Raw genomic sequence first — 10253 nt, forward strand, 5'->3', positions numbered from 1 at the left:
GGCCGGCCGGGCCGTCGGCCGATTCGATCCGTCAGTCGAGCTGGACGATTCCCCGGCGCGCGGCCTCCGTCACGGCGGCCGCGCGGTTCTCCACCCTCAACTTGCGGTAGATCCGCACCAGGTGGGTCTTGACGGTCGCCTCGCTGAGGAACAGGGCCTGGGCGATGGCCCGGTTGCCCAGTCCCTCCGCCGCGAGCCGGACGACCTCGACCTCGCGCCCGGTCAGGTCCACGTCGGGGCTGACCACCTGGCCGACGAGTTCGCCGACGACCTCGGGGGCGAGGGCCAGTGCGCCGGCGGCGGCGCCCCGCACGGCCCGGAAGAGCTCCTCGGGCGCTCCGGCCTTCAGCACGTACCCCCGGGCGCCCGCCTCCAGGGCCCGCACGACGTCGGTCCGCCCGGAGAAGCTCGTCAGCATCAGCGCGGGCACGGCCGGCGCCGCGACGGCCAATCGGCGTACCGCCTCGACGCCGTCGACGGGGGAACCGGCGAACCGCAGGTCCATCAGCACGACGTCCGGCTTCAGTTCCGCGGCGAGCCGTACGGCCTCCTCGCCGCTGCCCGTCTCCGCGATCACCTCAAGATCCGGTTCCCCCTCCAACAGGGCCCGCAGCCCGGCGCGTACGACGGCGTGGTCGTCCGCGATCACCAGCCGAACGGTCATCCGGGGAGCCGCTGCCGGCAGCACGGCCCGGACCCGGGTGCCCCGGCCGGGTGCGCTGGTGACCCGCAGATCGCCGCCGCACTCGCGGAGCCGGGCGCGGGCGGCGGGGAGACCGAAGCCGCGGCTCGGCCGGGCGGCGGCCCCGGCCCCGGCCCCCGCCGGGTCGAAGCCCACTCCGTCGTCCTGCACGTCGAGTTCGATCCGGTCCGCCTCGTGGTGGAGGGTGACCAGGACGTGCACCGCGCGGGCGTGCTCGCGGACATTGGCCAGCGTGCCCTGCGCGACCCGGAACAGGGCGGCGGCCGCCTGCTCGTCCAGGGCGGGACGGGGCTCACCCGCGGCCCGGAACCGCACCTGGGCGGCCGACCCCTCCTGCTCCGCCTGGGCGCACAGCAGCCGCAGCGAGCCTTCGAGTCCCGCCTCGGCGACGGCGGACGGCGTGAGGTCGTGGATGATCCGGCGGGTCTCGGCGAGATTGCCGTCCAGACCGTCGGCCACCGCGCGCACGCGGGTACGGGCCGCGTCCGGCCGCCGGTCCCAGTCCCGCTCGGCCGCCTGGAGCAGCATCAGACTGCCCGCGAGTTCCTGGGCCAGCGTGTCGTGCAGGTCGCGGGCGATCCGGGCGCGCTCGGCCAGCACGCCCGCCCGGCGCTGCTGTTCGGCGAGGTCGTCGCGGGTGCTCCGCAACTCGTCGAGGAGGCGCTGGCGTTCGGCGGCGTCCCGCTGCTGCGTCCGGTACAGGGCCACGGTGCCCCAGACCGCCGCGACCGGGATCAGCGCCATCTCCAGGTCGAGCCGGCCGGTCGAACCGACCAACCGCCAGCCCAGGACGACGGAGATCGCGGCCACCGCGACCAGCGCCGCCCGGTGCCCCAGGGCCCGCAGGGCGGCGCACGCCAGCGGCACCCCGCACCAGGCGTACGCCCAGGTCAGCGGTGCCGGGGCGAGGAACACGAGGGCGCTCCAGAGACCGAGCAGGGTACTGATCCACGCGACGCGGGCCGTGCGGGCGAGCCGACTCCACAGCCCCAGGCCGGCCCCGTACACCACGGCCAACAGCCCGCTGACGCCGACGATGTGCCAGCACAGCGGGCTGTTCAGATCCACGAGCCGTACCGCGGCGACCCCGACGACGAGGAAGAACACGAAGTGAGGGGCGTGTTCCAGGGTGCGCCGGGGGCCGTCGGCGGGCGCGCGGTCGGTCACGGCAGTTCCCCCTGGACTCACTGATCCACTGGACAGGGTGTCCGAGTTTATCGGGGACCTGTAGGGACCATGTGAGGTGCCGTGGCGCTACGCGCCCGGGTGCAGCCCCGGCCAGCCGGGGGTCGGGTCGCCCTTCACCTCGCCGAAGTACAGCGCGAAGGTCTGCTTCCAGCGCTCGATCGCGGCACGGTCGGCCATGAAGCGGGGGAAGCCGTCGAGGTGCGCGTTCGGGTACTCCCAGACCGGCTTGAGGCCCGCCGGGGGCGTGACGTCGGTGCGCACGGACCAGCCGTTGAAGGAGCCCTGCTGGGTGGCGAGGGACAGCTGCCAGTTGAGGTACAGCTTGGCGGCGGTCGGGTGCGCGGCCCGCTTCAGGACCGCCGCGCGCTGGCCCCAGGCCATGAACGGCGCGCTGTCCGGGACGACCCACTTCACGGGCCCGGTGGCGAGCGGGGCGCCCGAGCCGCCGACGCCGATCGCGTGGGTGCCGGCGCGGACCGCGTCGCCGGGGGAGTTGCTGCCGCGCGCGAAGCGGACGTCCTGGGCGGCGAACCTGGCCGCCCAGTCCCAGCCGTACTTCTGGACGTAGAGCGAGTAGAGGTAGAGGACCGCGTCGTCGTCGTGCGGGTAGGAGGAGGCGATCTTCCCCTTCCACTTCGGGTCGACCAGGTCCAGCGGGGTGCGCGGGGCGTCCGAGCTGACCGCGGACGTGCCGTACATGAAGCTGAAGCCGATCGCCCCGATGGCGACCCAGGCGCCGTGCGGGTCCTTGAACTTGTCATACACCTTGGAGAACCCGGCCGGCCTGTAGCGCAGCAGCCTGCCCTGCTCCTTCCAGCGCGTGAAGTCCTGGAGGGTCTGGAGCTGTACGACGTCGGGGACGAGGGTGTCGGTCGCGAGCTGGTTGTCGACGCGGACGTCGTGGTACTTGCTGTAGTCCACGACCAGGGTCAGGTCGATGTCCGGGAAGCGCTTGAGGAACGCCGCCTTGGTGAAGTCCTGCTGGGTCGGGGTGTCCCCGCCGGCGTAGACGACGAGTTTCCCGCCCTCCGCGAGAGCGGCCCGGTAGAGCTCGTCGAGGGTCCTGGTCTCCTCGGTGCCGGTGCCGGTGCCGGTGCCGGTGGCGGCCCGGGCGGAGGTGGCGCTCAGCGCGCCGATGCCGATGGCGGCACCTGCGCCGGTGGTGAGGACACGTCGTCTGCTGGGGAAGCTGGACATGCTGCGGAGGCCTCTCTGTCGGGGGGTGACCTACGCAGCCTGTCCGTTCGGGGCGCGTGTCCGCGTCCTCCGTGCGGAGCGACGGGCGGGCTGGAGTGGTAACCGGGGTTCAACCGAACGGTTGACCAGGCCTTTCGGTGGCCTTTCGGCAGAGGCTTGCCATGCGAAGTATTCCGATATATCGTTGACGCATCGCGACAGATCAACGATGGATGGAGTGATGGCAATGCGTTCCCATGGATTCGAACGTGGACACGGTGGACCCGGCCCCCGCGGCGGCCGAGGCGGCTTCGACGGACGTCGTGGCGCCTTCGGCCCCTTCGGGCCGGGCGGTGGCCCCGGCGGCTTCGGCGGACCGGGCTTCGGTGGCCCGGGCCCCTGGGGGCCCCGAGGGCGTGGCGGACCGAGGGGGAGGGCGCGGCGGGGCGATGTACGAGCCTCGATCCTGGCCCTGCTCAGGGACCGGCCCATGCACGGGTACGAGATGATCCAGGAGATCGCCGAACGCAGCGGCGGGGCGTGGAAGCCCAGCCCGGGTTCGGTGTACCCCACCCTCCAGCTGCTGGAGGACGAGGGCCTGATCGCCAGCGAGAGCGAGGGCGGCAAGAAGCTGTTCGCGCTCACCGAGGCGGGCCGCACCGCGGCCGAGGAAGGCCCGGACGCGCCCTGGGAGGAAGCCTCCCGCGGCGTCGACTTCGAGGCGCTGAACGAGATCCGTCAGGCCGGCTTCGGTCTGATGGAGGCCTTCGGCCAGGTCTGGAAGACCGGCAGCAAGGAGCAGCGCGAGAAGGCCCTCGCGGTGATCACCGAGGCCCGCAAGAAGCTGTACCTGATCCTCGCCGACGAGGACTGACGGTCACGGCTGTGAGAAGGCGCCCCGCGGAGCGATCCGCGGGGCGCCTTCGCGTGCGCCGTGATGTCGCCGCGATTCCGCCGCGTCAGGTCACCAGCCCGGCCAGCTTGCGCAGCGACTCGTTGAGCGCGGCGGTCGCCGAGTCCTTGAGCTTGCCCGCCATCAGCGCCACCGCCGCGCCCGTGAACTCGCCGTCGATACGGACCGCCGTCGCGTCGCCGTCCGGGGTGAGCGTGTAGCGGTTGGCGACGGTCACCGCCATCGGGCCCTTGCCGCGGATGGCCAGCACCCGGGCCGGCTCCAGTTCCTCGATGGTCCACTCGACCTCGGCCGGGAAGCCCATCAGCTTCATGTTCTCCTGGAACGTCGCGCCCACTTCGAGGGCGGTGGGGCCGCCCTGCGGGAAGTCGGTGTGGGTGGCGTTCCACTCCCGGTACGCGGGCCAGTCCGTGAGCTGTGCCCACACCTTCTCGGCCGGTGCCTCGATACGTGCCTCCGCGCTGACTTCGGCCATGCGACCACCCCTTCGACTCGGGCTACGGTGTCGCGGAACGTAGCCGCAGGGCCTGAAACATTCAATGCTGATGAACCGTCAGGAATTGTGGAGACCCCGGACCCGGGCGCCGCTCAGGTCATCAGCCGTATCACCGCCGCGTCGAACAGGTCCCACGCCCGCGGGAAGGCACTCTCGTCGTGACAGTGCCACGCCTCCCAGAACAGGTCGGCGAGCAGCGCGTCCTCCGGGGCGTACACCCGGTACACGTACTGCCTGCCGTCGATGGCAGGCAGGGCCACCAGCCAGCACCTGCTCTCCATGTCCGTGTGGGACGAGCGAGGCAGCACGGCGGTTGCGTGCGGGGCGCGGGGCAAGGAGGCGCGCGCCGTTGTGGGGAGAAGGGCCTGATCTCATCCGTAAGGAGGAGATTCCGGCCACCGGAGTCCACTCTGTGTGGGACGCGAAAATGGTTCCCTCCGGGGATGACCCGTGTCGGCGTGGCTGATGGGGTGGGGGATGTGCCACCCCGTATTCCCCGGCAGTCCGTGAACGAGCCGGGAAGCAACCGCGCGGACATCGATGCCAGGCTCGGCGAAGAGCTGGCGACGGTGGTCTCCGGGGCGCGTCGGCGATCGGTCCGGGACGGGGACCGGCAGATCGACACGGCCCATCTGCTGCACTCGCTCCTGGAGTACGACCCCGAGGTGCGCGCCGTCTTCGAGGACGGCCCGCAGCTCGCCCGGCTGCTCGGCTATCTCGTGCAGCGCAGCATCGGCTACGGACTGCGCTGGCAGGGCAGCGTCGAGGACTCCGGCACGGTCCCCGTGGTGACCGAGGCGGAGGGCTTCTCGCCGCTGGCCGCGGGGGCGATGGGGTACGCCGGTGAGCGCGCCGTCCGCCGCGGTGGCGACCGCGCGAACGGGATCGACCTGCTGGCCGCCCTAGTCGTCGACCCGCAGGCCCGCGCCGTCGAGGTCCTCACCCGCGCGGGGATCGACGCGGGGGCGGTGCTGGGCCGGATCGAGACCGGCGTGGAAACCACTTCCTGACCCTGGAAAACCCGCTGTGCCCCTGGCGTGGCACCCCCTTGCCCGGTCCAGCCGATGAGACAGGTGCCATTGGGGGTGACGCTCCTGTCATCGCCTGTCATCATGTGTCGGTGCATACGACTGACAGCAGGGGCGGCAACCGTGGAAAGGGCTTCGGGCTCGGGCTCGCGCTCGTGTCGGCGGTCGCCTTCGGAGGATCCGGTGTCGCGGCCAAGCCGCTGATCGAGGCGGGGCTCGACCCGCTCCATGTGGTGTGGCTGCGGGTGACCGGCGCGGCCCTCGTGATGCTGCCGCTCGCCGTCCGGCACCGAGCGCTGCTGCGCAGCCGCCCCGCGCTGCTCGCCGGGTTCGGACTGCTGGGCGTGGCCGGCGTCCAGGCCTTCTACTTCGCCTCGATCTCCCGCATACCCGTCGGTGTCGCGCTGCTCGTCGAGTACCTCGCCCCCGCCCTCGTCCTCGGCTGGGTCCGCTTCGTGCAGCGGCGGCCGGTCACGCGGGCCGCCGCCCTCGGGGTGGTCCTCGCGGTCGGCGGGCTCGCCTGTGTCGTCGAGGTCTGGTCGGGGCTGAGCTTCGACGCCGTGGGCCTGCTCCTGGCGCTGGGCGCCGCCTGCTGTCAGGTCGGCTACTTCGTCCTGTCCGACCAGGGGAGTGACTCCGGCGCGGACACCCCCGACCCGCTCGGCGTCATCGCCCACGGCCTCCTCGTCGGCGCCGCCGTGCTCACCGTCGTCGCCCGCCCCTGGTCGATGGACTGGTCCGTCCTCGGCGGCACCGCGGACATGAACGGCACCCGGGTCGCCGCCGCGCTGCTGCTGTCCTGGATCGTCCTCATCGCGACGGTCGTCGCCTACACCACCGGCGTGGTCTCGGTGCGGCGTCTCTCCCCGCAGGTCGCCGGTGTCGTCGCCTGCCTCGAAGCGGTCATCGCGACCGTCCTGGCCTGGGTCCTCCTCGGCGAACACCTGTCCGCCCCGCAGATCATCGGCGGCGCGGTCGTCCTGGCCGGCGCCTTCATCGCGCAGTCCTCGGCCCCCGCGCATCCCGTCCCGGAGCCGGTGGCGAGCGGCGGCCCGGAAAGGGAGTTGTCCGCCAGGTCGAGCGCCTCCTAGTCTGCCGAGGCGCTCCGCTGGAAGGGCTGCGGCGGACCGTTGTTCGTCTGCGGCGCCGATGTGGCTGGTCGCGCAGTTCCCCGCGCCCCTTCGGGGCGCTGCCGAACCGCGGTGGGCTTCGCCCGACCCCCTGGGACTGCCGATCACCCGTTCCCGCCGCGTCATCCGCCCGCGGCCCGGGCCTTGGGGGCTTGTCCTCTGGCGCCGCGCTTCCGGCCTGCCCATCGGGCGAGGCCTGCTCTGTCTGATCATCACCGGTGCCGCCTGGGGCACCGCGGGCGCGGTCGCCGCGCCGGCCTACGGGGTCAGCGATCTGGGACCGGTCGCCCTGTCCTTCTTGCGCCGCGCTTCCGGGCTCGTCCTGCTCGACGTCGTACGCCTGGCGCGCCCGCGGCCCCGGATCGCCGTACGGGAACCGCTCCGCCGCAGGGCGCTGCGGGCGGCTGCCACGGGGCTCGGGCTCGCCGTGTTCCAGACCGGCTACTTCGCGTCCGTACAGGCCACCGGGCTCGCCATGGCCACGGTCGTCACGCTCGGCGCGGGTCCTGTCCTGGTCGTGCTTGGTGGACGACTGACGCTGGGCGAGCGGCTCGGGCGCGGCGGGGCCGTCGCGGTCGTCGGCGTGCTCGTCGGGCTGGGGGTGCTGATGCTGGGGGCCAGGGGGCGACCGTCCGGCCGTGGGGTGTGCTGCTCGAACAGGTCGGCGCGGCGGTGCTCGTCGTCGTCCTGCTCGGCGAGCGGCTGACGGCGCCGATCCTCGTCGGCGCCCTGGTGACGCTCGGGTCCGTCACCGGGCTCGCGGCGGCGGAGGCGCGTGGAGCGCGACGGTCGGTGGCCTGACGCCGAGGGGTCCTCGTCATGAGGTGAGGGCCCCTTCGCTCAGGCTCCGCGGTGGCGCAGCAGATGCTCGCGCGCCGCCGTGTCGCGCGGCCCGGACCGTTCCGTCAGCCCCGCCGCGATCCGGTCCCGCACCTCGGTGGTCCGGTGGTTCGCGTACTTGAACTTCGCGCGTACGCCGGTGACTTCGAGCCGCACGCCACGGATGCCGGACAGCATCCGGCCGAACGGCCCGTCGCCGACGGCCACCTCCGCCGAGCCGCCCTCCGGCTGGAAGTGGCCGACCTGGCGGTTGAGCAGGGCGGCCTTCTCCGCCGGGTCGTCCACGACACGGGCCCGGCAACGGAGTTGGACCGCCGCGTAGAAGCTGGTCGGTGTGCCGTGTTCGGGCGGACCGTCCGGGGCCGCCTGCCAGGGGCCGGGGACGTACACGTAGTCGTCGACCACGCTGAGTACGACGTCCGGGTTGGCCAGCAGCGCGGCCCACATCGGGTTCGGCCGGGCCAGATGTGTCAGGACCTCGCCGCCCTCGGCGTCGTAGACGAAGTGCAGCGGCTGGACGAACGGTGGTTCGCCGGCCGGTCCGTTGACGACGAGCTGTCCGAAGTCGTGGACGGCCAGCCACCGCTGCCACTCGGCGTCGTCGTGGGGCGCGTCCCAGGGGTGGATCAGCATCACAGCGCCCGGAGGTAGTCCGGGACCTCGGTCCCGGCGGCCAGGAGCGGATCGGCGACCGGGGTCTCGTAGCCCTTGCGCAGCGGGACCACACCGGCCCAGTGGGGGAGACCGAGGTCCTCGGGCTCGTCGTTCACGCCGCCCGTGCGGATCTTCGCGGAGACCTCGTCCAGGTCGAGGCGGATCACGGCGGTGGCGGCCAGCTCCTTCTTGTTGGCGGGCCGCGAGTCCTTGGACCGGCCGGCCACGACCTGGTCGACGAGCGCGTCCAGGGCGAGAAGCTTCTCCTGCGGGTCCGTCACGTCGTACGCGGTGCCGTGCACCACCACGGACCGGTAGTTCATCGAGTGGTGGAAGCCCGAGCGGGCCAGGATCAGCGCGTCGACATGGGTCACCGTCAGACACACCGGCAGCCCCGGGTCGGCCTGGCCGGTCATCCGCAGCGGGCGCGAGCCCGTCGAGCCGTGCACGTAGAGCCGTTCGCCGACCCGGCCGTAGAGCGTGGGCAGCACGACCGGTGCGCCGTCCCGGACGAAGCCGAGGTGGCAGACGTAGCCCTCGTCGAGTATCGCGTGCACGACCTCCTTGTCGTACGACGCCCGGTTCGGGGAGCGGGTGGGGACCGTGCGGTCGGTCGCCGGATAGGCGGTCGGCTGTGGCGTCGGCTGCTGGGTCCCCTGCATGGCTCTCTCCGTTTGCGGTTCGTATTGCACTAGTGCATAATCTGCTTTGTGCTAGGAGGATACAAGATCCAGGGGCGTCGCGCAGCTGAGATCGCGGCGAGCGTCGAGCGTGCGGTGGGTTCCGGTGAGCTGGAACCGGGTGAACTGCTGCCACCCATGCGGGAGTTGGCTGCCGAGCTGGAGGTGAATCCGAATACCGTCGCGGCCGCGTACCGGATCCTTCGGGAGCGCGGAGTCATCGAGACCGCGGGGCGCCGGGGCAGCAGGGTGCGGCCCAGGCCCGCCACGACCGGGCGCGAGGCCATCCGCGTGGACGTGCCCGAAGGGGTGCGGAACGTGGCGAACGGCAACCCGGACCCGGCCCTGCTGCCCCCGCTGGCGAAGGTGTTCGCGGCGGCCGCCGAGCGCAACGACCGGGAGCCGGTCCTGTACGGCGGCGACGCCGTCGAGCCGGATCTGGCACGCCTGGCGCGGGCCGCGCTGGACGCCGACGGGGTTCCGGACGGGCCTGTGCACGTCGCCTCCGGTTCGCTCGACGTGATCGAGCGCGTCCTCGCGGCCCACCTCAAGCCCGGCGACACCGTCGCCGTCGAGGACCCCGGCTGGGGCAGCCTGCTCGACCTCGTCCCGGCGGTCGGACTGCGCACGGCTCCCGTCGGGGTCGACGACGAGGGGCCGCTCCCGGACGAGGTGCGCCGGGCGCTGGCGGCGGGGGCGCGGGCCCTGATCGTGACCGACCGGGCGCAGAACCCGACCGGGGCGGCGCTGAGCGCGGGGCGGGCGCGGGCGTTGCGGGCGGTGCTGAAGGAGTACCCGCAGGTGCTGCTCGTCGAGGACGACCATGGGCACGGCATCGTGGATCTGCCACTGCATCCCCTGGCCGGGGTCACGCACAGCTGGTGCTTCGTGCGGTCGGCGGCCAAGGCGTACGGGCCGGATCTGCGGCTGGCCGTGTTCACCGGCGACGCCGTGACGGTCGACCGGGTGCGGGGGCGGCAGCGGGTGGGGCCCGGGTGGGTGAGCCGGATCGGTCAGCGGGCCCTGGCGGGGCTGTGGGCCGAGGGCGCGGTGGACACCGGGGTGGTGTCGGCGGCGTACGCCGGACGGCGGGACGCGTTGATCGCGGCTCTGGCGGAACACGGGATCGCCGCGCACGGCCGCAGTGGCATGAACGTGTGGATCCCGGTGCCGGACGAGACCGGGGCGGTGGCGCGGCTGCTGCACGCCGGATGGGCGGTGGCCCCCGGTGCCCGGTTCCGGATGGGCGCGGGTCCGGGGATCCGCGTCACGGTGTCGACGTTGACGCGGGGGGAGGCGGTGTCGGAGGCCGAGCGGGGCGGGTCGCCGGTGATGTTGATCGCCTGCTGGGTGCCGCCGTGGTACGAGCGGTAGGCGGAGAGCACCTTGGAGCGGCCCGTGTGCAGCCGGGCCATGCGCACCGCGTGCTCGACGGCGTCCGCCCC

The 10253-nt window shown here is 73.0% G+C and carries 10 protein-coding genes and 2 pseudogenes; 5 read left to right on the plus strand and 7 right to left on the minus strand.

Annotation, left to right across the window (positions count from 1 at the left end; all coding sequences use genetic code 11):
* Positions 1 to 31: 31 nt before the first annotated feature.
* The 3 genes and pseudogenes from HLK59_RS50545 to HLK59_RS32190 form a co-directional block, all read right to left on the minus strand.
* A complete protein-coding gene (locus tag HLK59_RS50545; protein ID WP_206327852.1) occupies positions 32 to 664 on the minus strand; it encodes a response regulator transcription factor in 633 nt (210 codons plus the stop codon).
* A gap of 24 nt (positions 665 to 688) precedes the next feature.
* Positions 689 to 1447 (minus strand): annotated as a pseudogene (locus HLK59_RS51360) (sensor histidine kinase); the annotation flags it as partial.
* Positions 1448 to 1957: 510 nt separating this feature from the next.
* On the minus strand, positions 1958 to 3088 hold the full coding sequence (locus tag HLK59_RS32190) for an ABC transporter substrate-binding protein (protein ID WP_171145097.1): 1131 nt from the start codon (positions 3086 to 3088) through the stop codon (positions 1958 to 1960).
* 226 nt (positions 3089 to 3314) lie between these two features.
* Between HLK59_RS32190 and HLK59_RS32195 the strand changes: the two genes are divergently transcribed.
* On the plus strand, positions 3315 to 3941 hold the full coding sequence (locus HLK59_RS32195; RefSeq protein WP_171145098.1) for a PadR family transcriptional regulator: 627 nt from the start codon (positions 3315 to 3317) through the stop codon (positions 3939 to 3941).
* Between the two features lie 85 nt (positions 3942 to 4026).
* On the opposite strand, the gene HLK59_RS32200 is transcribed toward HLK59_RS32195, so the two are convergent.
* Together HLK59_RS32200 and HLK59_RS32205 are read right to left on the minus strand one after the other, a co-directional pair.
* Positions 4027 to 4455 carry an SRPBCC family protein gene (locus HLK59_RS32200; protein WP_171145099.1) on the minus strand — a complete coding sequence of 143 codons (429 nt, stop codon included), beginning with the start codon at positions 4453 to 4455 and terminating at the stop codon, positions 4027 to 4029.
* Between the two features lie 113 nt (positions 4456 to 4568).
* Entirely contained in the window at positions 4569 to 4736 is a 168-nt protein-coding gene (locus tag HLK59_RS32205; RefSeq protein WP_171145100.1) for a hypothetical protein, read from the minus strand.
* 183 nt (positions 4737 to 4919) lie between these two features.
* Between HLK59_RS32205 and HLK59_RS32210 the strand changes: the two genes are divergently transcribed.
* The 3 genes and pseudogenes from HLK59_RS32210 (at position 4920) to HLK59_RS32220 (ending at position 7435) form a co-directional block, all read left to right on the plus strand.
* A complete protein-coding gene (locus HLK59_RS32210) occupies positions 4920 to 5486 on the plus strand; it encodes a Clp protease N-terminal domain-containing protein (protein ID WP_206327850.1) in 567 nt (188 codons plus the stop codon).
* Positions 5487 to 5590: 104 nt separating this feature from the next.
* A complete protein-coding gene (locus HLK59_RS32215; protein WP_171145102.1) occupies positions 5591 to 6595 on the plus strand; it encodes an EamA family transporter in 1005 nt (334 codons plus the stop codon).
* A gap of 163 nt (positions 6596 to 6758) precedes the next feature.
* Positions 6759 to 7435: pseudogene (locus HLK59_RS32220) on the plus strand (EamA family transporter).
* Positions 7436 to 7474: 39 nt separating this feature from the next.
* Here HLK59_RS32220 and HLK59_RS32225 read toward each other — a convergent pair.
* Both HLK59_RS32225 and HLK59_RS32230 read right to left on the minus strand, forming a co-directional pair.
* Positions 7475 to 8107 (minus strand): FMN-binding negative transcriptional regulator, encoded by a 633-nt coding sequence (locus HLK59_RS32225; RefSeq protein ID WP_171145103.1) that lies wholly within the window; start codon positions 8105 to 8107, stop codon positions 7475 to 7477.
* Complete coding sequence (locus HLK59_RS32230) at positions 8107 to 8790, minus strand: pyridoxamine 5'-phosphate oxidase family protein (RefSeq protein WP_171145104.1); 684 nt, start codon at positions 8788 to 8790, stop codon at positions 8107 to 8109. Before HLK59_RS32230 ends, HLK59_RS32225 begins: the two co-directional genes overlap by 1 nt.
* Positions 8791 to 8838: 48 nt before the next feature.
* Between HLK59_RS32230 and HLK59_RS32235 the strand changes: the two genes are divergently transcribed.
* Positions 8839 to 10182 carry an aminotransferase class I/II-fold pyridoxal phosphate-dependent enzyme gene (locus HLK59_RS32235; protein WP_171145105.1) on the plus strand — a complete coding sequence of 448 codons (1344 nt, stop codon included), beginning with the start codon at positions 8839 to 8841 and terminating at the stop codon, positions 10180 to 10182.
* Positions 10183 to 10253 lie beyond the last annotated feature (71 nt).

The organism is Streptomyces sp. S3(2020) (assembly GCF_013044505.1).
Lineage (GTDB): Bacteria > Actinomycetota > Actinomycetes > Streptomycetales > Streptomycetaceae > Streptomyces.

Coding starts and splice junctions, on each gene's coding strand:
- HLK59_RS32190 (WP_171145097.1), bottom strand. CDS start 3,088: ATGTCCAGCTTCCCCAGCAGACGACGTGTCCTCACCACCGGCGCAGGT.
- HLK59_RS32195 (WP_171145098.1), top strand. CDS start 3,315: ATGCGTTCCCATGGATTCGAACGTGGACACGGTGGACCCGGCCCCCGC.
- HLK59_RS50545 (WP_206327852.1), bottom strand. CDS start 664: ATGACCGTTCGGCTGGTGATCGCGGACGACCACGCCGTCGTACGCGCC.
- HLK59_RS32225 (WP_171145103.1), bottom strand. CDS start 8,107: ATGCTGATCCACCCCTGGGACGCGCCCCACGACGACGCCGAGTGGCAG.
- HLK59_RS32230 (WP_171145104.1), bottom strand. CDS start 8,790: ATGCAGGGGACCCAGCAGCCGACGCCACAGCCGACCGCCTATCCGGCG.
- HLK59_RS32200 (WP_171145099.1), bottom strand. CDS start 4,455: ATGGCCGAAGTCAGCGCGGAGGCACGTATCGAGGCACCGGCCGAGAAG.
- HLK59_RS32210 (WP_206327850.1), top strand. CDS start 4,920: ATGACCCGTGTCGGCGTGGCTGATGGGGTGGGGGATGTGCCACCCCGT.